General features: G+C 52.5%; 20 protein-coding genes. 10 read left to right on the top strand and 10 right to left on the bottom strand.

All coding sequences use genetic code 11. The features are described from left to right. Positions 1-143: 143 nt before the first annotated feature. The 8 genes from ACYQ15_RS13810 (at position 144) to ACYQ15_RS13775 (ending at position 9532) form a co-directional block, all read left to right on the top strand. On the top strand, positions 144-1289 hold the full coding sequence (locus tag ACYQ15_RS13810; protein WP_459938089.1) for a glycosyltransferase family 2 protein: 1146 nt from the start codon (positions 144-146) through the stop codon (positions 1287-1289). Between the two features lie 617 nt (positions 1290-1906). Then, the gene (locus ACYQ15_RS13805) at positions 1907-2164 is read left to right on the top strand and encodes a hypothetical protein (RefSeq protein ID WP_459938088.1); all 258 of its coding nucleotides are present in this window, start codon (positions 1907-1909) and stop codon (positions 2162-2164) included. Between the two features lie 470 nt (positions 2165-2634). Then, a complete protein-coding gene (locus ACYQ15_RS13800) occupies positions 2635-3042 on the top strand; it encodes a class I SAM-dependent methyltransferase (RefSeq protein WP_459938087.1) in 408 nt (135 codons plus the stop codon). 379 nt (positions 3043-3421) lie between these two features. Further along, positions 3422-4696, top strand: a complete 1275-nt coding sequence (locus ACYQ15_RS13795; protein WP_459938086.1) for a glycosyltransferase — start codon at positions 3422-3424, stop codon at positions 4694-4696. 12 nt (positions 4697-4708) lie between these two features. Then, on the top strand, positions 4709-5902 hold the full coding sequence (locus ACYQ15_RS13790) for a glycosyltransferase (protein WP_459938085.1): 1194 nt from the start codon (positions 4709-4711) through the stop codon (positions 5900-5902). Positions 5903-5924: 22 nt separating this feature from the next. Beyond that, positions 5925-7295: an O-antigen ligase family protein gene (locus ACYQ15_RS13785; protein ID WP_459938084.1), complete on the top strand. Its 1371-nt coding sequence runs from the start codon at positions 5925-5927 to the stop codon at positions 7293-7295. A 100-nt stretch (positions 7296-7395) separates the two neighbouring features. Beyond that, positions 7396-8211, top strand: a complete 816-nt coding sequence (locus ACYQ15_RS13780) for a sulfotransferase domain-containing protein (RefSeq protein WP_459938083.1) — start codon at positions 7396-7398, stop codon at positions 8209-8211. After that, the gene (locus tag ACYQ15_RS13775; protein ID WP_459938082.1) at positions 8198-9532 is read left to right on the top strand and encodes a flippase; all 1335 of its coding nucleotides are present in this window, start codon (positions 8198-8200) and stop codon (positions 9530-9532) included. Before ACYQ15_RS13780 ends, ACYQ15_RS13775 begins: the two co-directional genes overlap by 14 nt. A gap of 255 nt (positions 9533-9787) precedes the next feature. Here the strand turns inward: ACYQ15_RS13775 and ACYQ15_RS13770 are convergent, their stop codons facing one another. From ACYQ15_RS13770 to ACYQ15_RS13760, 3 genes are all read right to left on the bottom strand, one after another. Continuing rightward, the gene (locus ACYQ15_RS13770) at positions 9788-11074 is read right to left on the bottom strand and encodes a right-handed parallel beta-helix repeat-containing protein (protein WP_459938081.1); all 1287 of its coding nucleotides are present in this window, start codon (positions 11072-11074) and stop codon (positions 9788-9790) included. 895 nt (positions 11075-11969) lie between these two features. Next, positions 11970-13343: a VanZ family protein gene (locus ACYQ15_RS13765; RefSeq protein WP_459938080.1), complete on the bottom strand. Its 1374-nt coding sequence runs from the start codon at positions 13341-13343 to the stop codon at positions 11970-11972. A 339-nt stretch (positions 13344-13682) separates the two neighbouring features. Then, a complete protein-coding gene (locus ACYQ15_RS13760) occupies positions 13683-14369 on the bottom strand; it encodes a CAAX prenyl protease-related protein (protein WP_459938079.1) in 687 nt (228 codons plus the stop codon). Positions 14370-14534: 165 nt separating this feature from the next. On the opposite strand from ACYQ15_RS13760, the gene ACYQ15_RS13755 reads away from it, so the two are divergent. Beyond that, entirely contained in the window at positions 14535-15314 is a 780-nt protein-coding gene (locus ACYQ15_RS13755) for an SDR family NAD(P)-dependent oxidoreductase (protein ID WP_459938078.1), read from the top strand. A 21-nt stretch (positions 15315-15335) separates the two neighbouring features. Here the strand turns inward: ACYQ15_RS13755 and ACYQ15_RS13750 are convergent, their stop codons facing one another. The 4 genes from ACYQ15_RS13750 to ispG all read right to left on the bottom strand — a co-directional run bounded on the left by ACYQ15_RS13750 (position 15336) and on the right by ispG (position 20624). Beyond that, positions 15336-16205 (bottom strand): M23 family metallopeptidase, encoded by an 870-nt coding sequence (locus tag ACYQ15_RS13750; RefSeq protein ID WP_459938077.1) that lies wholly within the window; start codon positions 16203-16205, stop codon positions 15336-15338. Positions 16206-16336: 131 nt separating this feature from the next. Continuing rightward, positions 16337-17683, bottom strand: a complete 1347-nt coding sequence (xseA, locus tag ACYQ15_RS13745; protein ID WP_459938076.1) for an exodeoxyribonuclease VII large subunit — start codon at positions 17681-17683, stop codon at positions 16337-16339. A 12-nt stretch (positions 17684-17695) separates the two neighbouring features. Further along, positions 17696-19438, bottom strand: coding sequence for a proline--tRNA ligase (locus tag ACYQ15_RS13740; RefSeq protein WP_459938075.1), 1743 nt, complete (start codon positions 19436-19438; stop codon positions 17696-17698). A gap of 76 nt (positions 19439-19514) precedes the next feature. After that, positions 19515-20624, bottom strand: a complete 1110-nt coding sequence (gene ispG / locus ACYQ15_RS13735; RefSeq protein WP_459938074.1) for a flavodoxin-dependent (E)-4-hydroxy-3-methylbut-2-enyl-diphosphate synthase — start codon at positions 20622-20624, stop codon at positions 19515-19517. Positions 20625-21372: 748 nt separating this feature from the next. Between ispG and ACYQ15_RS13730 the strand changes: the two genes are divergently transcribed. After that, complete coding sequence (locus tag ACYQ15_RS13730; protein WP_459938073.1) at positions 21373-22167, top strand: CheR family methyltransferase; 795 nt, start codon at positions 21373-21375, stop codon at positions 22165-22167. Between the two features lie 121 nt (positions 22168-22288). Here the strand turns inward: ACYQ15_RS13730 and ACYQ15_RS13725 are convergent, their stop codons facing one another. From ACYQ15_RS13725 to ACYQ15_RS13715, 3 genes are all read right to left on the bottom strand, one after another. Further along, complete coding sequence (locus tag ACYQ15_RS13725) at positions 22289-23317, bottom strand: glycosyltransferase family protein (RefSeq protein ID WP_459938072.1); 1029 nt, start codon at positions 23315-23317, stop codon at positions 22289-22291. 9 nt (positions 23318-23326) lie between these two features. Further along, entirely contained in the window at positions 23327-24007 is a 681-nt protein-coding gene (locus ACYQ15_RS13720; RefSeq protein WP_459938071.1) for a phosphoadenosine phosphosulfate reductase family protein, read from the bottom strand. A gap of 100 nt (positions 24008-24107) precedes the next feature. Then, the gene (locus ACYQ15_RS13715) at positions 24108-24653 is read right to left on the bottom strand and encodes a hypothetical protein (protein WP_459938070.1); all 546 of its coding nucleotides are present in this window, start codon (positions 24651-24653) and stop codon (positions 24108-24110) included. Positions 24654-24733 lie beyond the last annotated feature (80 nt).

Genomic DNA, 24733 nt, shown 5'->3' with positions numbered 1-24733 from the left:
CACGTCTATCAGATACATTGTGCATTTATCACCAGGGTCGGTTACCATTATTGGAAAGCAGCTTTTTCTCTGCTTTAAATTATGCTCTTTGGGCTCTTGGAGTATTTAGTGACCGCAGCTAACGGGAGATAAAACAATAAATCATGCAAACCATCTTCCTCCTCTCCCTCACCTTTATCCTTTACACCTACGGGGGTTATCCGCTGTATCTGTTGCTTCGCGCAAAACTTCATTCCAAGCCAGTGCGCAAGGCCGTACCCTCCACCTGGCCCATGGTTTCGGTGGTGGTGGCCGCCAGGAATGAGGAATACACCATTGCCCGGCGCATCCAGAATCTTTTGGAACAGGACTATCCTGCGGACTGCCTCGAAATACTCGTGGCTTCGGACGGTTCGGATGACGCCACAAACCTGATCGTGACCGAATTGGCAACCTCGGGCCACACTGGCAAGCGGGTACGCCTGATTGCCTCACAACCAGCTCAGGGTAAGCCCGTGGCCTTGAACAAGGGCGTAGGCGAGGCCCAGGGAGAGATCATTGTTTTTGCTGACAGTCGCCAACACTTCGAGCCAAATGTTGTGACAGAGTTGGTGGCCAACTTCAGCGATCCAAGTGTGGGCTGCGTCAGTGGGGAGCTCGTCTTAGTGCAAGGGCAAGGCAGCGACATCCGAGCCGAAATGGATGCCTACTGGCACTATGAGAAAAAGGTACGCAAGCTGGAGAGTGCCAGCGGTTCAGTGGTCGGGGCTACAGGGGCCATTTACGCGATCCGCAAGTCGCTCTACAAGGATTTGCCTGCGGCTACAATTTTAGACGACGTGCTCACGCCCATGAACATCATTCTGCAGGGTAAACGCTGCGTGTTCGATCCCAAGGCCGTTGCCTCAGACGTGGTCTCCAGGAATATCCAGTCCGAGATGACCCGCAAGATCCGCACATTGGCCGGCAATTGGCAGTTGATCCATCTGGCTCCGGAGTTGGCCTCTCCGTTGCGTAATCCGATCTGGTGGAGGTTTTTCTCCCACAAGATTTTTCGATTGATCGTGCCGGTAATGCTGGTGCTGGCGCTGGTCTCGAATTTTTTTCTTACAGGCGCGTTCTTTGCTTTTACTTTGCTTGCCCAGATTTTGTTTTATGCCATTGCGATCTTCGCGCATTTAAGCAAAAAAATTCGGACTAGAAAGCTTGCCAAATTTGTCTATTTTTTTGTTAACCTGAATTGGGCGGCTTTATTGGGAACTTGGCATTTCTTGATTAAAAGTGCTGAACATACATGGAAAAAAATATAATCATGTAACTTGAATGAAATGAAGATTAAATTATTAAAATATTAGTAGAAATTTTCATTATTTGAAAGTTTCTCCAATTCATGGTTTTTTTTGACCCTTTCCTAGGGATTTAAAGCTCCCTACCTATGTGCGCGAACGCTTAGAAATCGAATTTTGAACTTTTTGCTCGCATTCTCAAGGAAAACCTGCTCTGGATGAGGCATTTCGACACCGTGAAGCCTAACGCCAGGCACTGCTGGAGTTTAATGATACCTACAACCGACGATGGATTGTGGCCCGACATGGCTATCGAACACCTTCAGCTATTTGCGAGTAACAGGCCATGTATGCACGGGCGGCGTGAATAAGGACCAGATGTCCAAAAAAACCTAGACAGCTACAAGCGGTCTCAAAAGGTTTTTGATTTTGGAATGGCAACGGAAACAGTTACAAAATTGAAATTTCAGAGGCCAAATACGGAATTGGTCATGCTCTTTGTCGAAGTATGAGTGCCTCCCCAGCGGCCTCAATTACAGGTCTCAGTAGAAACATGATCAACAGGTACCTCAAGGCGATTCGAGTCAGTTTTGCTGAGCAGTGCCAGAAAGAATCGCCCTTTTCTGGCGAGGTTGAGGTTGATGAATCATATTTTGCTGCAAAAGAAACAAATGACGCCGGGGCATGGAGCATTTGGAAAAACCATCGTCTTCGGTATCTTCAGAAGAAACGGCAAGGTGTTCACGGAGATTGTCCCTGTCTGCAAAAGAGCCCCCATTCAGCGATTGTTCGTGTACGATACGACCTCGAAAGCATTATTCTTTCCGATGGGTGAACGAGAATACTACGGTTTGGTCAATATGGGCCATAAAACACTTCCGGGGTGCGGTACGGTGTAAAGAATTTTCTCGAGGACCAAGTCATATCACGAATTGATAGCTTTTGGGCGTATGCCAAAAAATAGTTTAACAGTTTCCTGGGGCTGAATAGGTTGGCGTTCAACTTGCGACTAAAGAATGTGTAATTCAAGTTTAACCACAACTGTAAATCTGGGAAGGTCATCCTCAAAATGCTCAGGGAAAAACCTCTGTTGTTCCTGGATTGATCGATTCAGTTCACGCAGGTCAATAGATCGTTTTGAGTTTCTAACTTTATGCCAAAATAATTTTAGCTGCCATCAAGCAGGTAGTCTTATTTTTTTCACAATTTTAAACAATATTTTGCATATGTACCTTTTTTTTCGGAATACTCTTGGCTCCGCTTACGAACATCAGGCTCTGCATTTGCGTCCAGGGTATTTACTGGCCAGTGGCTACTTTCTGTTGTAACCTCTTTATAAAATGATGAAACCGTATTTATGAGGTCGACAATGAAAAATAATAGCCTAGAGGAAGAAATAGAATTTCACAATAAAAGATTTTCTGAAGATAATAGCAACAGATCTGCAGTGTCAAAGTATTATGCAATAAGAAAAGGGTTGCGTAAGAAATATGACTCATTATTACAAAAATATTGTGATGGAAAAAAAGTTTTGGAGTATGGATGTGGAAGCGGCACTGGTTCTGAGAGGTTGATTAAGTATGGAGCAATTCTTACTGGCATTGACATATCTAACGAAGGAATACAGTCTGCAATCAGGTGGAGCAAAAAATATGACTATAAAGTGGATTATTTTGTAATGGATGCAGAAAGAACAGACTTTGATGCAGAAACTTTTGATATAGTTGTGGGCTTGGGTATTTTACATCATCTTAATATGGAACAAGCATGCAGTTAAATATCCAGGGTGCTAAAAATTAACGGCCATGCTATTTTTGAGGAACCTTTGGGGCACAATCCTTTTATTAATTTATACAGAAAGATTACCCCAAATTTGAGGACTGCCAGCGAACATCCTCTCAAGCAAGAAGACATTTATATCTAAAAAAATATTTTCATATTGTTCAAATTGAGTATTTTTCATTAGTCACCATTTTCGCAGTTCCATTTAGAAATATGCAAATTTTTGAACCTTTATATAATACTCTTGAAGCATTTGATAGATTAATTTTTCGTATCCCTTTTGTAAAAAAATATGCCTGGACAATTTTAATTCATGCAAGCAATCCAAAAAAATAGCTTATATTTCCTCTTCTACCTTTATTATAGACAAATATATGAAAAGTAAAAGGGTATTGCATGTTCTTGACTGCTCGATTCCCAATCAGAGTGGGTACAGTATTCGCAGCAAGTACATAGTTGAGTTCCAAGCAAAAATAGGTTTTTTGCCCTATGCGGTCACAACACCGAAGTATGAACGGTCCAAGACAGACAAGATCAACGGCATCACCTATCATCGTTCTTACTCGCAACAATTAGTTCTTGGAAAATTGCTGCAGCGTGTTCCTTTTCTGCGAGAACAGGTAATGATGCGGCAGGTGGAGCTGAAGGTCCGAGAATTAATTCAACAACTCAACGTGGACGTTGTTCACGCCCATTCTCCATCATTGTGCGGCCTACCCGCCCTGAAGGTTGCCAGACAGCTCGGAAAATCGATGGTTTACGAGGTGCGGGCGTTCTGGGAAGACGCGGCAGTTGACAGGAATCGGTTTGCCGAGAATTCCTTCAAATATAGGCTCAGTAGCAGGACCGAGCAGAAGCTGTTCGACCAAGCTGATGCAGTGGTCTGCATCTGTGAGGGATTGCGGGGTGAGATTGCTCGCCGCACCAATAATCGAGAGGTAATAGTGGTACCCAATGGTGTGGACACTGCCGTTTTTGTGCCCCGGGAAAAATCACAGCACTTGATTGAACAGCACCAGCTTCATGGCAAGGTGGTTGTGGGGTTCATTGGGTCGTTTTTCACTTTTGAAGGACTAGCGGACCTTCTCCAGAGCATGCCCCTTGTGCGTCGAGAAAACAAGAATATTGTCGCGCTCATTGTCGGTGCCGGAGTCGAGAATCATAATCTCCGAAAGCAGGCTGAGATTCTTGGCGAAGCTGGGAAAAGCATAATTTTCACCGGCCACGTGCCCCATGAGCAGGTCCAGGATTATTATTCCGTGATGGATATCCTAGTCTACCCACGGATCAGCAAGCGGATCACCGAACTTGTCACACCGCTTAAACCCTTGGAAGCCATGGCCATGGAAAAAACTGTCCTGGTCAGCGATGTTGGTGGGTTGCGAGAATTGGTCGATGACGAACGGAACGGCTTTGTCTTTAAGTCTGGTGATGTCAACGACTTGGCCAGTAAATTAATTCATTTGGCCGCTAATCCAGATCGGTGTCTTGAGATTGGTCATCAGGCCAGAAAGGATATGATCGCGCATCGCGATTGGTCTGTTATAGTCAATAAGTATCCTGATATTTATCAGAATGTCTGCCGCGTAGTTGAGGACAGTGATTCGAGTGTCGATGTCATCGTTAATTCTGTTCCATTACAGAAATGACATGGGTGGAGGATGAAGAAAATTCTCACGATATCCATGCTCTACCCTAGCGTTGAAGCCCCTCACTTCGGAGTTTTTATCAAGCGAGAGGTCGATTCAGTGGCTACCTATTTCGATCAAATGGTTGTTGTACCACAGCCATGGCGATCTCCCTGTCATTTTTTATCTTCCTGGCAAAATGATCCACTAAAAGTACGGGACAATCATGGCGTAGAGGTGATCTACAAACGCTACTTCCCATTACCCGGTAGATGGCTTCAACCGATCAAAGGGGTTTGGTTTTTTCTCTTTCTGATTCGAACTGTCATGAAATTGCGGAAGAATTTTAATTTCGACCTTATCCATGCTCATAATGTCTACCCTGAGGGGTTCTGTGCGACCCTGATCAAGAAGTTTGTTCATCGGCCGGTGATCATTTCCAGTAGAGGCAACGATCTGCACAAACTTCCGGAAAATGTTTTCTTGCGTCTAATGATAAAAAGCGCCCTGCTAAATGCAGATAGCGTGATCACGGTTTCCAAAAGCTTGGCCCAGAAGGCCATCCAGCTCGGTACTGATTCAAACAAAATTTTTGTCATGCCTAAAGGAGTTGATACTCATGTTTTTCGGCCTATTCCCAGGCAGAAGGCTCGTGAGGAGCTTGGTTTGCCTTTGGAAAAGCAGATCGTCCTGTCTGTTGGCTGGCTGATTCCTCGCAAGAACCCTTTTTCCTTTGTCGAGGTATTGAAGCGGTACGATAAAGCAAAGCGGGAGCGTTTGTTATTTGTCTGGGTGGGAGAAGGACCCATGCAGTCAAAACTTGAATCCGAGTTGCGAGCAAACGGTCTTGAGCGGAATGTACTTTTGGCGGGCAGGCGTCCCCCTGAAGATATCGCATTGTGGATGAATTCCGCGGATATTTTTATGCTGGTCAGCTTTTCTGAGGGCATGCCGAACGTATTGTATGAAGCACTAGCCTGTGGAATTCCGGTGATTGCGTCCAATGTTGACGGAGCCTCAGAAATCCTTAAGGACATGCAAAATGGTGTACTCGTAGATCCAAATAATTACAACCAAATCTACAGTCGAATGCAGAAACTTCTAGAAGATTCTGATACTCGAGATGCGATTGGCCAGAAGGGAAAGATGCTTTTGGATGAAAAGCAGCTGACTCTTGAACAGAATGCGGCTTGGATCAAAAGAAAGTATGAAAGTATAGTTCTGTAACGCAACCCGGAGAAACTGATAGATGAGTGGACTGACTATCTTTATATTAGGTACGGTTGGATCGTTTACACTGACCATCATAAATCCTTTCCTAGTGTTGCCGGTTTTTATTTTTGCGCACTTTGTCGAACCTATCCAATATTTTCCTGAACTTCGCAATTACAATCCAGGATTGATAGTGGGTTTGGTTGTTCTTCTGGCCTTGATCATTCATTTTATGGTAAAGGGAGTCAATGTTTCTTCGCAATCAAAGCAGACGACACTGGTTATCTTGCTGATATTCTGGACTATATTTTCATATATTTTTAATTCGCATAATTTACTTACCGATACAAAATATCAAATTCAAACTATGATTCCTTTTTTTCTTTTTGCGTATGTTGTACAATCTAGATCCCAGGTTATTTTAGTTTTCTGGACTCTTCTTTTTTTTGGAGTAATTTCATCTTTGTATGGTATATATTGTGCGATGAATAATATTGGCATTTCGGACCGAGGGATGTTAAGGATTGGTGGTTTTTTTGAAAATCCTAACGACTTTGGATTGACTATGGCACTATTGATACCTTTTGCCATCTCCTTTCTCTTCAGCTCTTATGGAAAAATTGTAAAGATTATTATTATGGGCAGTATCTGTCTTTTTCTGCTTTCAGTTATGTATTCTTATTCCCGAAATGCTTTTTTTGCTTTGCTTTTGATTTTAGCCATCTTTCCCTTCGTATTCTTTAATAAAGTGTACATGAAATTTTTAACATTCGGGGTAACAATATTTTGCCTTCTTTTTGCTTTCTACTTTATGCCAAGTGGCCCAAAATATCGGATTTACTATCGTTCAATCGGAGTTTTTGAAGCAGAAAGCGCTCAAGAATTGGATTCAGGGAGGACAGAAACTAACAAGGCTGGTATCCGCATCATGTTTCAAAATCCTATATTTGGTGTAGGGCTCGGTGGATTCAAAGATGCCTACATTGATGTTGCTCTGAGATCGGATGATATCGATCTGGTTGGTTCCGCTCGCAGTCCGCAGGCGGCGGGAGCACACAATGTTTTTGTTCAAATCGGGGCGCAATTAGGAATAGTTGGTCTCATTTTATATCTTCTGTTGGTCTATTTCTCGTATATAGAAGCAAGACGCACTGCCCGGCTTTTCACTGCGGGTGGCGATAAATTCCTGGCATTGTTATCATCATCGATCCAAGTCTTTATTGTGGTCGCCATTTTTGTCGGAATGTTCACACAGATGTTTGGTGCTAAGATTTTCTGGGTGGTCATCCCACTGGTTATTGTCTTGAAACGGCTTGCCTTGCAGCAACAGGAAGAGCTCGCCAGGGTTGCCAACAAGGAGAAAGTCGTCTTAGTATCGTCACAGCCCTTAGTGGGCCATCCCGCATAGGTGAATAACGAATTCTTTCTCCACTCATGAAACCTTCGGTATACGTTTACTTTCAAAAAAGGTCGGTGCGGTGTTGTCCCTTATCGTAAAGAGGCAAGCGGTGCTCATACTGAAACGTCTCAAGGTTACGGGACTGGTTGTGCGAGGACTGGTTGCCGTGCCGCATTCAAATCCTGTTTTCATCCTGGGCAATCAGAAAGCCGGGACTTCGGCGATAGCCGCATTGTTGGGCAAGGCCGCAGGGTGTTCAACAAGTATTGATCTGGTCCGTGAGTATCTTTCTGATGGGGCCATCTACCCTCAAATCCAAAGAGGACAGGCTGATATTGAGGAACTAATTCAGCGCAATCGGTTGGACTTTTCGCGCAAGATCATCAAGGAAGCAAATCTTACGCCGTTTTTCGAACACTTGGCTACTCGTTTCTCTTCTGCGAGGTTCGTGTTTATCGCTCGTGAACCGGTGGATAATATCCGTAGTCTATTGAACCGTTGGGATTTACCCGGAAACAAGAAGCATCTCAGCGTTCAGGAACTAAATGCAATCAAAAAAAGTTGGCATATCTTGTTCAACGGGGATTGGTTAGGGCTGAGCGGGGATGGGTATATTGAGATGATGGCGGAGCGGTGGCGATACCTTACGGATATCTATCTGAAAAATGCGGATCGCATGACGTTGATACGTTACGAGGATTTTCGCGCGGACAAGCAGAACGCCATCGAAAACTTGGCGAAGCAACTGTCCTTGCCGGCGGAAAACGATATTTCAACTTTGCTCAACGTCCAGTTCCAACCCAAAGGACGGCGCGATACAAATCTTTTAGATTTTTTTGGGGCGGAGAATCTGCGTAAAATCGAGCTAATATGTGGGCAGAACATGGAGCAACTCGGCTACAATGCACGTCATGCTCCAGAATAGACTGAAAAATCTTTTTTTAGACAAGAACTTCTCTGAAATTCTCACGGGATCAGCTTGGGCGCTGGGGGCAAAGGTAATCGCCACAGCCCTGGGGCTAGTCAGTTCCATGATCATCGCTAGACTGTATGGCCCAGAAACCCTGGGCATCGTCGCGGTCATCCAGTCCTTTCTGCTCTTTGCGACCCTGTTCACCCTGTTGGGAACGAACACTTCCATCCTTCGCCTGATCCCCGAGCATCTGGCCAAGTATTCTCCTTCTTCGGCGTCCGCCGTCTATCGCAAGGTTCTCTTGTTGGTTCTCAGCACTTCGATGGTGGCTGGTGGCGTTCTCTTTATAGGGTCGGACTTCGTGTCCAGAGTCATTTTTTCCAAGGAGCACCTGCGGTTCTATTTTGCCTTGGCCTCGGTTTTTATTGTTTGCAATTCCCTGATGCTGCTGACGCAACAGTCTGTGCGCGGGTTGCGGTTGATCCGGGCATTCGCGTTGATGCAACTGATGCCTCAGCTTTCGAAGCTGCTGATCCTCCTGCTCTTGACCTTCATCATGTTCCATCAGGACAATCCCGTCTATGCCCTGATGGGATCCTACGCTGTTACTGCGATAATTGGACTGTGGATCATGCACCATGTATTTTACGGTAAGGTCCAGTCCTCGGATGTGCGCCACGAGCTGCCCCTGCGAAAGATTCTGACGGTTTCCTTCCCCATGCTGATGGCAGCGACTATGACCTTCATTATCGGAGAAACCGGGGTGTTAATGATCGGCATTTTCCGGCCCGAAGCTGAAGTGGGCTACTATTCCATTGCCGTCAAACTGGCCACCTTGTCTTCGTTCGTACTTACGGCCATAAATTCCATGGCTGCGCCAAAATTCTCCGAACTTTTTCACTCCAACAGGATTGAAGAACTCTTTGCCATTGCTAAGAAGTCCTCCAAGCTGATCTTCTGGACAACGACGCCGATTCTCCTGTTTTTTATCTTCCTAGGCAAACCGGTCCTCCAAACCATCTTCGGCGAACCCTTCAGCGCCGCCTATCCCGCGCTGGTACTCCTGATTCTTGGTCAGTTCGTCAATTCCATTTCCGGGGCCACCGGGTATTTCATGAACATGACCGGGCACCAGAAAGTCTTCAGAAATATCGTCTTCATCGCCGCCATGCTGAACATCGGGCTGAACATCCTGCTCACCCCGACATACGGCCTCTACGGCGCGGCCATCGCTGCCATGGTCAGCACCATGACCTGGAATATTGTCACACTAGTCTATATCAAGTCCAGATTCGGGAAGACCACCGGCTACTTTCCTCTGTGCACCCGTTAAGGGCTCTCCATATTGAAATCTTGACACTTCCGATTCAAAGCGTGTTTGCCCTGAAAATGGAAAGGAGGAATTCCTGGCCTTCCTTTTTGATTCATCAAGGCTGCTAATTCACCAAGGGCAATTACGCCGACAGTTGTGAAGCCTTTCGGTCATCGCTCTTTCCAGCGAAAGAAAAAATCTCTTCTTGGATCTCTTCGCGCCTTGATCGGAGCGGGCTATTTATTTTTCAAGGCACGCCTCCATTAGAATGAGCTGCTACCTGGAACCCAGATCATACGCACCCAGGTCTGTTACAGAGGTCCTGCCCACTTCGAGAGGTTCATAGGCTGGTGTTTCGCCAAGTGCGGGATTGGCTTGGCCCTTGGATGCCCGAAACGGGTCCCCGCCAAAGATGTTGTTGTGCATCACGGCTTGCCACTCGCTATTTGCGGCCTCCCACCAGTTATTTTGAATGTCCACATCGTAGAGAGGTCCGGTGACGATATGATCTTGTTCCAGTCTGAGCGGGGTGTGGTTGTTGATAAAGATATTATTGTAGACATGCGCGCCGAGTTTCTCCGTCCCATTCATGTATTTCAATTGGACAATCGAGCCCTGATTTCCTTTTGCGCCTTCAAAGGTATTGTAGAAAAGATTAGCATGCATCCTGTTGCCCTGATATCGATTGCTGTTCATCAGGATCAGGAACTTGGACATCTGATTTTGGTGATGCCGGATGCCGCTGAGCTTGTTCCCAATCAGCGTAATGGTTTGCTGATAAGACTCGCCTTTAGTTTGCTGAGCTTTGTTGGTCAGAACTTGAATGGAATGGGAGGCTGCGGAGAATGCGCCGATTTCTGAGTACTCGATGCGCAGATCCCTGGTGCGGAGATTAAAATTGGCTCCGTGAGAGGGGTCGTATATTTTACAAAAACGAAAGATCGCGCTTCCGCCCTGCAGGTAGACATTATGGCGAGGGTTCCTGGATGTCTCGCTGCCGTTATCAAAGATTTCACACCATTCCACTATTGTCCCTTCCGCCGTGCCCTGCAAGCCCTCCTCGCAACCATGAATGGCGATATTGCGCAAGGTGATTCCCGTGGGGATCGTCTCCACGGGCGTCGGTTCCTTGTAGATGGTTTCCGGACCCAGGAAGATCCCGGCCGAAGATCGATTGGCCATGGAATCAATTCTGGCATTGCGGATGATCAGATTTTCAAGTGTGACATCGCTGGCTTGAATCTGCCAAGCCCAGTTGTGCAGCCTTCCAGAATTGCTGCCAGGCCACTGTGGTACGTCCCGGCCAGCATAGTCAAAAACGGGCCGGTTCTCCGGGTCGGATCCTCGAATGGTCACTCCATCCTTCTGCAAATAGACCCTGAACTGGTATATACCGGGCTGAATCCATACCACATCACCGGCTTCAGCGGATTCGATAACTTGGATGGCTTCCTGCGGGGTCATGTCCGAAGTCACCGAGAACTCCGCTGCCACGGAAGGAATAGAGAACAAGAGAAGCATGGCAAGAACAATAGAAAAACGTATGGTGATGATGGTCATCATGAATTCTCCTGCGGTAACTTTTCCATGAATTAAGAACAAATGAAAAGGTTTCTATCTACATCCCGTTACTTCAAGCCAGTGATCCGTACTGCAAAATCCCCCCACCGGTAGCTACTGAAAGCTCCAAGGTAAAGAACTCTCCCCATCTGCATGGCAAGGAAAGAACTGGTCAAAGGGTATGCACGATATCGAAATGTGTGCTCATCCTTTTCAAACTGCAGTGTCTGGACTAGGTTTGGAGCGAAATAGGTTGGAAAATGGCTTTCAAGGGCCGTAAACAGACACTCCAGTCGAGCCTCCATAACCCAGTCTCCTTGGGTGTCATATTCCACGACGCCTAGGTTGCTAGCTGAGGTCCTGGAGGGGCCAAGTGGTTCGAAAAGTGAATCTCCCCCTGAGAAGGGATCGCGGTATTGAGGTGGGCAACCTTGGGAGTGCCACCAATCTGGTTGTTGGCCATGATTGAATTCCAGGCACTATAGTCACTCTTGGGGAATAGGTCAGTCCGAGGAGTAAAAGGTTGCGCACGGCAGCGCATGTCATAATGAAATCTCCGTGTGTGTTCAGAAGTGGATAGGACAGCTAATTAAGAGTGGCCACTCCCTATTTAAAAGTCAACAACCTTTCCCTGAGGTTCCTGAAAAAAACTGTCATCCCTAGAAGAGGTTCATGTTTGTCTTCAACTACTTAAGAGTCCTGGATTCCTGCTCCCGTATGCACGGTATCAGGCTTCGCAAGAAATGAGTTATTTCGGTGTATCGTGGTTTTGCAGGAACAATCTCTCAATTCTTGCTCCCAATACCCAGCAACACACAAAATTGTATTTCCATATCATGTATGACATATTTTTTATAAGCATTTAAGTCATTTGTATATCATAATTAAAGAAATAATGTTAAGCTATCTTGTTTTTCCAAAACATATTGGCCATGGCATGTCCAAACATGGCCCCGGCAACCATGAACAGCCAGTCTGTGATGTCAGGATAGCGCTGGGGAATGAATATCTGTCCGAATTCGATCAGGCCAGCCACCAGGCAAACCGCGACGAAAAAAAGCACGGTCACTGCCCTGGCACCGTCACCCTTGAAATGCCTGGTGACTAAGCTGGAAAAAATAATCCCAAGGGGTAGGAAGTAGACAACAACTTCCAGAATGTTGAAGGCGGAGTGCAGGTACCCTTTGCCTACGTAGAACTGCATCGGGATCAGCCCCACATCCCTGACCCGTCGGGCCAAAAAGGCCTTGTCGAAACAGAATATGAACGGCGACCAGAAAGCCTTGATCGTCAACCCGAACCAGCCCAGGAAAAGCCCACAACCTAACAAGATCCTTTTGGAATGAGACAAATAGCGGACGGCCTCGGTGGTGGGAGAAGCAACTCTAAGGTTCACTCTCGTCCATTGTCCGGTCAGCCCTCCGCTGAATCCCCCCGCGGCTCCAAGCAGAATTGCAGTGGCGTCTGTTGTCCGGCTGAGGACGAATATTTGCATGAACTCCAGTGAAGCGGCACCCAAGGTCCCCGCAAGCATGGCCGTGGCCGGGGACCAAGCCCTGACTCCGACCAGAAACCAGCCTATCGGAACCCATGCCAGCAGGCTCGGCAGGCTGTTGAGCACGTCCTTCGAGCCTGTCCATGTGCTGAAGGGGATCAGAATAATCCGGCCATCCTCCAGTTGACGGTACAGGGAGCCAAGCTTGGCCGAAATGTCTAGCGGCAGGGCGTGCATCAGAACCATGATGCCAATGTATGACCAGATCAAAAATGTCCCGGCCCGGATTGCTCCTTCACTACTGAAGATCAGCGATTTTAGCACGGACTTGGTGTACGGGCCGATTAGCAGCCAGCCAAGAACACCAATGGCGCCACCGCAGGTCTGGGCGATGATGTCACTAAGCGTGGTGATCCGGCTTGAAAAATAAAGCTGCAAGAACTCCGCAATGGTAGCCAGCAGTGCACTGTAAGCTACTGCCAAAAAGAACATGATCAGGGTCGAAAGCCGGCTGTTTCGATTCAGAAAGGTGGCCAGAAATAGGAAAGAACCGGGAATGCCGATCAAGATATTGGACAGCAGGTTGGCCCGGGAAAAAATTCTGGGCGGTGAAAAAATAATTCTTTGAAATTCCTCCCAGGCCTGGGCCAGGGGGATGAACTCAAACCTGAAAGGCACCAAGCTACCGTAAATGATAAAGCAGGCATGGACCAGGAGCAGAAAAAGAAAGAAATACCTGATTCCGTGGTCTGGATTTATCGTTGTTCGGCGGGGCATTTTTTGGTTGTCTTGAATGTTATGGAACGGCACAAGATAAATGTATGCACAGTGCATGGACGCAAGTTTTAGCCGTGGATAGCCCAGCCCTCAGCGTTGCGTCAGAGAATGGGCAACGGTTCGGCAGGTAAGGGTGAGCTCAGACGTGTGGGTAATTTTTTCAGGGGTCAAGGGGCATTATGACCGATAGGTGATGTGAACCAACTTTGGCAGCAAATGCTTGGCAAATGTAATTGACTATGGATGTTTGGCTCTCAGAAAAACCAACAGACTCAGAAAGGATGAGAGCTCAAAAACGTATCGAAATCTGAATGCTCCACCAATATATGACGTAAATGGCTACCAAAAATACCACTGTCCAGAGTGCATCACGTACAAGGCTAGTGCCAAGTTGGTTACGGCATGGGCCAGGATGCACTGGGCCAGGCTTTTCGTTCGGTAAAGAAGCCAGGCATAGGCCAAGCCGGCCATGATGCCGGCGAGGATGAAATGATGGGCTAAACCGAAAAGCAGAGAGCTGATCAGCAGCGACGGCCAAGTGAACGTGCCCAGGGGAACTTTGGAGAAGGAGGGGTTGGTGATGTAGCGGAGGAGAAAGGAGCGCCAGAATAACTCCTCCATTATCGGGACAACGAGCACGGCGCCTGCCACCCGGACTGCGATCATGGACCAACGATAGGCTCCTTCGGAAAAAACATTCGGATTGAAACCCGGCGGCTCGCTTACGGCACCGAAGGTCCAGTCCATGTGGATCCACAATACAAAGACGACCAGTCCCAAAATAATGCTGAACAAGGTATGCCCCAGTCTTGCCAGATCAGCCCACCGCAGTTCGGTATACGCTCTGTATAACAGAAGGAGGGCGATCAATGCGACCAGCGGCCTGAGCGGGTAGAGCAGATCAAATGTAAAATCCTGAAGGTCCAGCCATCCCCGGCTGTCCAGAAAACGTAGACCCTCTTCCAGGCCGATAATGACCATGAACAGGGCGAAGGGCAGGATGCGCGGCCAGGCTTTATCGTGCATGGATGCTGGTGTTGCCAAATGTATGCCAAAACCAAATTTCTATGCAACTTTCCGGGTAATCCAACGCTTGTTCGTGTTCCGCTGAGCAGCTACCGCTTTACAACCAATTCCCTGACGTGCAGATTGTTTTGGACGAATTGAGAATGCCGAATCAGGGAGGATAGTATGAGCACGCACAACAAAGCTTCAACAAAACATGCTCTGCACGGCAAGACGTTGCTTGTCACCGGTGCTTCCATGGGTATCGGACGTGCTTTGGCCGTGGCACTGGCCGGGGAGGGGATCAACCTGGTGATCAATGCCCGGAGCGCGGATCGTCTGCGGGAGACGCGGGAGATGTGCGCCGGTTCCGGCGCGGTTGTCGAGGATGTCGTCGGCGACGCTTCCAGTTCGGAAACTGTTGATGCCATGGTCGCCAAATCAGGCGATATCGGCGGACTATGGGGGTTCATTCATGCCGCCGGACTGCTGCACCCGGGCCCGAATGCCTGGGAGTTGGCCGAGAAGGACTTTCAGGCCGTTTTTCAGGCCAATGTAATCGCTGCCTATCAATTGATCCGGGGCTGCATGCCTCTGCTGTTGCGGCAGGGGGAGGGTCTGGCCGTGTTTTTCGGTTCCGGGGCCGCCGTGAAGACCCAGCCCGGCATCGCGGCCTATTGCGCCGCCAAGGCCGCCGAGGAGCACCTGGCCCGGCAACTGGCCGCCGAGGCGCCGCAAATCATTTCACTGGTCTACCGCCCCGGCGTTGTCGAAACCAGGATGCAGTCTCAGGCCCGTGAATCCGAGGGCGGCGCGGCCCGGCAACTGCAAAAGGTCTTTAGGTCCTTTCAGGAGCAGGGACAGCTGATAACTCCCGAAGAATCCGCGGCCGGACTGGTCCGGCTGCTTTCTGCAAACCTTCAGCGCCTTCAGGGTGGGACCTGGGATGTGCGGGACATGAACTGAACTGACTCAACGGTCCGGGAGCTAATCCAGGAGGGCAAGCGGATCGACCCAGACGCCCAGAATGCTCAAGCCAAAATGCAGGTGCGGCCCGGTGACCCGGCCGGTGGCGCCGACCTTGCCGATGGGTTCTCCCGCAATGACCTTCTGGCCTTCCTGGACCGTTATCTCGGACAAGTGGATGTACTGGGTGACCACGCCCAACCCATGGTCGATATACACGGAACGTCCGGCAAAAAAATGATCCCCCGTCAGCACGACCTTGCCATTGCTGAAAGCCCGCACCAGCGTGCCTTCCGCACCCCGCAGATCAACTCCCCGGTGCGGAGCGCGAGGCTGATCGTTGAAAAATCTGCGCAGACCGAACTCGCTGGAAACACTTCCCGCCACCGGCCGCACAAAAGGCATCTCCCAGAACCTGTCCGCGGTGATGCGTTCCAGCGCGGCGCGAACCTGGCGACGCTCCTCCTCGATCCGGGGATGGAGGCTTTGATCCGGTGAAACCATCTCCCTCGCCACCTGCAGTCGCTGTTCCGGGAACGAACGGGACTGCACACGGACCTCATGACTGAACGGCAAGCGCTGGTCGCCCTTGCGAACGCTACCGTCAATCCGCTGCACACCCAACGGGGACTCCAGGCAGACTCCCAGCAAAATGACCGCCTCCCGCCCATGCTCGCCATCAACGGCCGGAACGGTCACATTCTTGCCCTGCCAGCGCAAGGTCAGTTCCTGAAAGTTTTCCGGACCCAAGACTCGCAGAAAAAAAGGCATGCCCACATCCACATGATCCGGACTCTCAATACGAATCCCGGCCCAGGCCGAAACCGTCGTCATGCAAAGCAGGCAGGCCACGACCCAAAGCTTTATCTTCAAATACAAAAACCGTTTCATTCCTTATTTTCCTTTTCCCATATTGATGCGCCTTTGACCTGTGAGATTCATTCCCATCGACAGGCACACCGATCTTTCATGTTCAAGAAACCAGCGCCCCGCACAAACTCTCTCAATGGGGCACCCGGCGCTCATTCCTGATCTTCGGCGACGACTTCGGCCGTAATCATGCCTGAGCGGGGCATGATCCGCAGCGTGTCGCCCCGGGCCACTTCCCTGCTGTCGCGAATATACCGGCCGGTCCGCACGGACTCGACCAGGCAGAAGCCTTTCTGCAGCGGACGAACTGGGTCATGGCTGTTCAAGGATATTTCCAGCTTGCCAAGATCGTCTTCGCGAGCACGGACGGCCTCCAATACCGAGGAGCAGAGCATCTTGGTTTGCTGCTCCAGGTGGACCTGCCGGGCGTTCCAGTGCCGGGTGTCCATGGTCCTGCCCAGGGCAACGCGGCTCTGCTCCAGACTGAGGCGTCGGTTCTCCATCATCCGTTGGGCGCTGCGGCACAAGTCCCGCTCCAGAGTTTCCAGCCGTTCCATGGCCCTGAGCACCCGCACCCGGGGTGAAAGCCAGGCCAGGGCTTTTTCCTGGCCGGAAAGCAGGACTTCCTTGCGCCGGAGCAGCTCCCGTCCCGCCTTTTGCAGTCGGCATTCCAGCTCATCCGCGGTCTGGATCAGTTCGCGGCGTTCCGGCCAGAGGAGTTGGGCCGCGTGGCTGGGAGTGGATGCCCGCACGTCCGCTACGAGATCGGCGATGGATGTGTCCACCTCATGGCCGATGCCGGTGAGTACCGGAATGTTCGAGGCAAAGATCGCCTTGGCCAGATCCTCGCTGTTGAAGGCCCACAGATCCTCCAGTGAGCCGCCGCCTCGGATAAGCACGATCACCTCGGCCCATTCCTGCAGATTGGCTTCCTGCAAGGCCCGGACAATCTGTCCCGGCGCCTCCTCTCCCTGCACCAGTACGGGATGGATGCGGATGGACGCGCCGAAGCCGCGCTCACCGGACAGACACAGGAAATCCCGCAAGGCCGCGCTGCGCGGGGCAGTGATCACGGCAACGCGTCGCGGATGAGGCGGCAGGGGCCGTTTGCGGATGGCATCGAAATAGCCTTGCGCGGCAAGTCGCTTTTTCAGCGCCTCGAAAGCCAGGTACAGAGCCCCGAGTCCCTGGTCCTGCAGCATTTCAACCACCAGCTGGTAGGTTCCCCGTGGAGCATAGACCGTTATCCGCCCCACGCAGACCACTTCCTGGCCGTCGACGATTTTCGCGCATTCTCCCGGTCCGATCTGCCACTGCTGCGACTTGAACCAGACCGCGGCCAGGCAGGCATCGCCGTCCTTCAGCGTAAAATAGATATGCCCCGAACCCGGCCTGGACAGATTGGACACCTGCCCCCGGACCCAGACAAGGGGAAACTCCCCTTCCAGGGTTGCCTTCACGGCCTGGGTCAGTTCACGAACAGAGAAGATGTAAGCCATATGCCGTGAGTATTAACCAGCCTGCCCCTCGTCCAATCCCCAATCCCTGAGAATGCCCCGCCACCACTGCCGGGCCTGGGCTTCCAGGTCGTCCAGCACCAGTTCGGTACGTTCCCCGGTCTTGCGGTTCTTGGCTTCCAACACGCCTCGGGCAACGCCTTTCTCGCCCAGGATGAGCTGACCGGGCAGGCCGATCAGGTCTGCGTCCTTGAATTTCACGCCGGGTCGTTCGTCCCGGTCGTCCAACAACACTTCGAAACCCATGGATTCAAGACTGTCGTGCAAGGCCACTGCCAGATCCAGGAGTTCCGGCTTCTTGCTGTTCAGCAGGATCAGCTCGATCTGGAACGGAGCGATGGGCGGCGGGAACAAGGCCCCGTTCTCATCGTTGTTCTGCTCCAGGCAGGCAGCCATGATCCGGCTCACGCCGATGCCATAGCAGCCCATGATGATCAGCTGCTCCTTGCCGTTCTCGTCCAGGTACCGAGCCCCCATGGCCTCGCTGTACTTGGTGCCCAGCTTGAAGACATGACCGACCTCGATGCCCTTGGGCAGCTGCAGGGACGCTCCGCATCGCGGGCAGGGATCGTCGGCCGTGACCTGGCGCAGATCAACGTATCCGGCAATTACGGCGTCACGGGTCAGATCGACATGACGCAGATGGGTGTCCGGCAGATTGGCGCCGGCAATCCAGTCCCGGCTCAGTCCCACCTCCCGGTCCGCCCAGATGGCGTCTACATGCAGGTCCACGGGGCCGGCGAATCCCACCGGAGCCTTGGTCCAGGCCTGGACCTGCTCCGGCGTGGCCAGGTTCAGTTCATTGGCGTCGAGCACATTCTTCAGTTTGGTCTCGTTCAACTCGCGATCACCACGGATCACAACCGCCACGGGCCGTCCGTCGACCTCATAAAGCAGGGTCTTCAGGAAGCGTGTGGGTTCCACTCCCAGAAACTCGGCCACGTCCTCCACCGTATGTTTGCCCGGCGTGGCCACTTGTTCCATGGGTGGAGCTTGGGCTTCGTCGCCGACTCCCCGCAGAACCGCCTCGGCCTTCTCCAGATTCGCGGCAAAGTCGCAGGTCGTGCACACGGCAATGGTGTCCTCCCCGGTGTTCGCCAGAACCATGAACTCGTGGGAAAAGCTGCCTCCGATGGCCCCCGAATCCGCTTCGACGGCCCGGAAGACCATGCCGAAGCGGGTAAAGATGCGCATATAGGCATCGTACATGGCCCGGTAGCTCGCATCCGCGCCTTCGTCGTCCCGGTCGAAGGAATAGGCGTCCTTCATGATGAATTCCCGGCCGCGCATCAGTCCGAACCGGGGCCGGATCTCGTCCCGGTACTTGGTCTGGACCTGGTAGAGGTTGACCGGCAGCTGGCGGTAGGACTTGATTTCGCCGCGGATCAGGTCCGTGATCACCTCCTCATGGGTCGGCCCCAGGCAGTAATCCCGGCCGTGACGATCCTGGATGCGCAGCAGCTCCTTGCCGTAGACCACCCACCGCCCGGACTCCTTCCACAGATCCGCCGGCTGAACCATGGGCATGAACACTTCCAGGGCCCCGGCCCGGTTCATCTCCTCGCGTACGATCCGGGCGATCTTGTCCAGACAGCGCAGCCCCAGGGGCAGATAGGTATAGATCCCGGAAGTCAGCTTGCGGATCATGCCCGCGCGCATCAGCAAACGGTGACTGATTACCTCGGCCTCAGCCGGATGCTCCTTCAGAGTCGGCAGGTAGTAGTTGCTCCAACGCATGTAACAATCCTTTTTGAAAATAGTTAAGGTAGTGCAGACCTTAATATGATGTCCGAAACAAAAACCGACTGATGGATTACTCCTTGCCGCATCCGCTGCGCTCCGCCAGAAACGCATCCAGCTCGCGCATGAATTCCGGAAGCAGCTCATCCCGTCCGCGGACCTTGCGCAGGATTTCGCCGCGGCGGAAGATCAGGCCGCAGTCCCGGCCTCCGGCCAAGCCGATGTCCGCTTCCCGGGCCTCGCCGGGGCCATTGACCACGCAGCCCATCACGGCCACGGTGAAGACCTCGGTCACTCCGGCCAGCCGGCGCTCCACTTCCTCGGCCAGGTCCTGCAGATCGATTTCGGTTCGGCCGCAGGTGGGGCAGGAGATGATTTCCGGACCGCGCTGGCGCAGGCCCAGGCAGCGCAGGATTTCCCAGGCCGCCCGAACCTCCAGGACCGGGTCCGCGGTCAAAGAGACCCTCAGGGTGTCTCCCAGCCCCTCCCAGAGCAGGATGCCCAGACCCACCCCGGATTTGACCGCACCCCGGAGCAGGGTTCCGGCTTCCGTGATGCCGATGTGCAGCGGGCAGTCCAGTTTGGCGGCCAGGAGGCGATAGGCGGCCACAGTCCGGGGGACCGAGGATGACTTCAGGGAGATCTTGAAATTGCCGAACCCGCGATTCTCCAGCAGCAGCGCATGACCCAGAGCGCTTTCGACCATGGCCTCGGGCGTGGCCCCGCCGTAGCGTTGCAGCAGCTCCTTTTCCAGGGAGCCCCCGTTCACGCCGATCCGGATGCATGCCCCATTGGCCGCTGCCGCGTCCACCACCCGGTCCACATTGGCTTTGGAGCCGATATTGCCTGGATTGATGCGCAGCCCCTGCATTCCGGCTTCCAGGGCTTTCAGGGCCAGGCGATGGTCGAAATGGATGTCCGCGATCAAGGGCGCCCGAGCCGCGGCCCGGATTGCCGGCAAAGCTTGCGCGGCGGCCTCGTCGGGCACGGCCAGCCGCACGAACTCGCAGCCCGCCTCGACCAGCTCGGATACCTGCCGAATGGTAGTCTCAGCATGCCGGGTATCCGTGTTGGTCATGCTCTGCACCCGGACGGGATGCCCTCCGCCCAGGGGCACGCCGCCCAGGGTGATGGTTCTCGCGGCATGGCGGGGGGGAATCAAGACAGAGTCAAAAGGATGCATATTTGTTAAAGGTAGGTTTCGTGTTTGTAACTATTCAGCATGCTGCTGCCGGGCAGAGTTTGACATCGCAGTCGGCACCGGTATCGGGCCGGTATCGGGCTCGGTATCGCGAAGCCATCCGAAGACTCCTCAACGTTTCGAGCCCGACCCCGATTGGCAGGAGCCAGATCGTACAACGTGTGCTGAGTAGATACACGTGTGTATTGGCGACAGGCATGTTCCTGATGCCGTTTCCCGCGGCCTTCTCGTTTTCTAACCCCAGTCCCCTTCCACGTAAACACGTCTGTTGGTGGGAATTTCAGATGTCAACCGGACATTGGTGCAACTGCTCAAAAACTTCCGGCACTCAACGGGATAAATCCTGGGAGCGCCGCACCCCAGTGCGGCTGCAGTGTAACGCTCTCAGGGCAACGTTCCGGCTGGAGGGCGGACCCGGCTGGGTCGTGTAACTTGTAACTGCTCTAAAGATCGGGTGGTTAGGTTTCTGTGAAGGGGTCCCACCCTGCGTTGAGTTTCGTGAACCGGCTACCGGGCGCAAGCTCCAGCCGGAATCTGGTTCCAAGTGCCTTACACCGCTGCCGCACTGGGGTGCGGCGCTCCCGGAATTACACCAATGATTGCCGCACGTTTTCTGAGTAACCGCAACTCCGTCTAGCTGGTAATCTGAGCACAGGAAATTCCATCGTCCGCCATTTTTGAGCAGTCATCCATTGTTGATTGTCAGCCGTTCCCGTGGGAGATCAGGACCATGAGCAGAGACTTTGATCGGTTTTTACGGTCCGCCTGTCCCGGACTTGACCTGAACTGGCGCAAATACAGGCGCAAGGGCGCACGCAGGCGCGTCGACGACCGGATCAGGGAGTTGGGATTGTCCGGGTATGACGAGTATCTGGATTACCTTCAGGCAAATGCAAAGGAAGCTGCCGGACTGTCATCACTGATGCTGGTCACGGTCAGCCGATTTTTCCGTGACCGGCAATGCTGGAACGGGCTGATGGATCTCCTGCCTGGGTTGTCGGTCGCCGCTTCGGGAACGCCGAGAATCCTCAGCGCGGGATCATGCGGCGGGGAGGAGCCATATTCCCTGGCCATTGCCTGGCAGGAACTGCGCCAGGACGAGATTGTCGAAAATGAATTGGCGATCATTGCGCTGGACCTGGATGAACGCAGCCTGGCCCGTGCCGAGCTTGGGCTTTACGAGAAAGGTTCGCTTCGGGAATTGGCTCCGGCTTTGCGCCAAAAATGGTTTCACCAGGAAAAGTCCATCTTCTGCCTGGACCCGCGGATCAAGGAGATGGTCGAGTTCCGACGGCGCAACCTGCTGCAAGACGATCTGGGGGGACCGTATGATATGATACTCTGCCGGTACCTGTTTTTTACCTATTTTACAGGTCAACTGCGACGCACGGCGGCCTCTGTTCTTTGGAACGCGCTGCATCCGGGCGGCCTGTTGATGATCGGCGCCAAGGAGGAGCTTGGCCCGGATGAGCTGGCCCTGTTTGCGCCGCATCCCGAGAAACGCTGTCTTTATCTCAAGTATTAAAATCCGTGAAGCAATCCCCAAGGATTGACCGCTGGAACACCAAGCCCGTTAGCGAGTGAACCACCGAGCGCACGGGGATCACGGGGAAGGACATCCGGTGGCAAAAAACCGGGATACGTTGCTAAAAACGACTCAGCAGGGCGTCGCGGGCGGCCTCGCTGTAGAAGCGACGGTGATCCGATGGCAAAGGCAGCTTCTCATCCGATGCCAGAAACGTGTAGGTCTTGATCATGTGCTCGCGAACCAGACCAGATCCGGCCTTACGTCGATTATCGGCTTGTGATGCAAGAAGTTTATCGGCCAGACGGATGATTTCCCTGGCTCTGACCGTGGCGCTGTGCTCCCGCAACACCCGGCGCCTGCCTTGCAACGCGATCTTCAGGAGTCGTTCCGGGTCAGCCAAGGCATCGAGTGCGATCCGCGCCGCTTCACAGGCATTGTCTCGAGGATAGACCAGGATCTCCTCATCGACCAAAAAGGCGTCGCGCAGACCGTTGGGCACGTCTTCCGTGAGCACGACAGCCCCGCAAGCCGCAGCCTGGAAGAGACGGAAGTTCAGTTCACCCACCGCACTCTGATTGAGCACGATCATGCTGCGACCAAAAATGTTCGTATAGGCGCCCTGCTGGACAACTGCCGGGCATCGCCGCTGGAACTGCCGCAGAAAGGGATGCCTTGACCGGTTCAGGGGCGGATCCAGCGTGCCCACGAAACTCACTGGAACATCGCGCTCCAGTCCCTCGTCCCGATCAACATCCGGCCGGCAATAGAGCGGAAACCAACGGCATTCCCGCCAGGCCCGATGATCCGCGAAGAGCGGCAGGTAATCTTTCTGCGCCACCAAGAAGAGGTCAAACGCCCAACTGTAGGGCACATGCCAAGGGTTGCAGTACTGGTCGATGGAAAAGCCGATCACCACTCCCGGCATCCGCTCCAGCCCGAAAACCTCTAGGGGCCGGCAACGATCCACCCAGACCGTCAATTCCGGGCGGAAACCCCGTGAGGAGAGGATATCCCAGAGTTCTCTCAGACCAATGGGATGTTCCAGCGCGACATCCAGACCCGCCCCTTTGCCCAGAGTCAGGACCTCATGGCCCATGTTTTTCCAGGCCGGGACAAAATCCGATCCGCCGACGCTCAGGATACGCATCCGGGAATCCTAGAAATAGCCAAGGCTGCGCAACGTCTCCATTTGGCGTTCCTTTTGCGGGTCCCGTCCGGCCCGTTCCGAACTGCCTTGCACTTGATCCGGAGCCAAGGTGCAGGGCATGCAGCCCAGGGATCGATAGCCCACGTTGTACAGACTGCAGTAGGGCAGATCATGTTCCATGATGCAGGCCCAAACGTCCATTTCCGTCCAGTCCAGGATCGGATTGACCTGGACGTGGTCCGGGTTGCGGCGCTGTTCCAGATAGTCCCGGTCGGTGCGGTTGGGATGTTCGTCCCGACGCAGGCCGGTTATCAGGGCCAAGATACTGCATTCCTGAATGGCCTGCTGAAGCGGCAGGATTTTCAGATCCCGGCAGCAGGACAATTTGTCCGCGGCGACGGGATATCCGCTCAGGTCGATATTCGGCTTCTGGACATGCAGTGCGATGTCCCATTCCAGAGCCATCCGGTTGCGCAACTCCAGGATTTGAGGAAACTTCAAGCCTGTATCCAGGTTGACGGCCCGTAAGGGGAATTTTCCATGCTCTTGCAGAAGCCCGCGCCACAGCCAGAGCGCCACCGTGGAATCCTTGCCGCCAGTCCAGGCCACGGCAGTCCGGTCGGGGCCGTATTGGCTGAAGACTTCATCCAACATTGTTCGGGACTGCTTGAGTCTGTCTTGAAGCAGCATCACACCCTCATCTCATTCGGCACAAGCAAGCGGATCAAGCCATCAAAATATTTGGATTCCTCCGCACCCCCCCGCAATTCGGCCCACTGGTGCGCAGTACCTATTCCAACAGATATCTGAATCGCGATGCGACCTTGTCCGTTTCAGCGACCAGAACTTCCGCCTCCTGGGCGACAACATCCGCATCAACAAATCCCAACCGATCACTCAGGTAGTATGCCAGCACCTCTCTGGACTCCACATAGCGCCAAACTACCGCATACTTTGACCCAAGGAAAGGTCGCTCCGGAAATTGCGGGCGGGTGGTCAGCCGCAGATTGAGATGCTTTTCCTCTCCTCCGGCCAAGCGGAACAGGGAAGATTTCTGAAAGGTTTCCTTGAGGTGAAGCGCCAGACGCATACCCACCGGATCGTTTCCAACATGTTCAACAAGCACGGGAATTCCCATGTCTGGAATGTCCGTGGGTTCCTCATCGGCGGGTGGCGCATGTATGGGCTGCGGAACAGGTTGATCCTGCGTCTGGTGTGTTGACTCAGGCGATTGTTCCGCTGAATCCTGTGCTGATGCCTCGCCAAAGTAGCCCACCAGGAACAGCATTCCGAACAGTATCCACAGACAACCAATTCTACCTACTGCATTCATCATAAATCCTCCGGCGGGTGAACAACGCTCGTTTTCTGTTGCATATCCTGCGTCGATTAAGGAGATTGAGCTCGCATCACGCA

This window comes from Desulfonatronum parangueonense (assembly GCF_054656975.1).
This window is presented reverse-complemented; position numbering and strand designations above follow the sequence as displayed.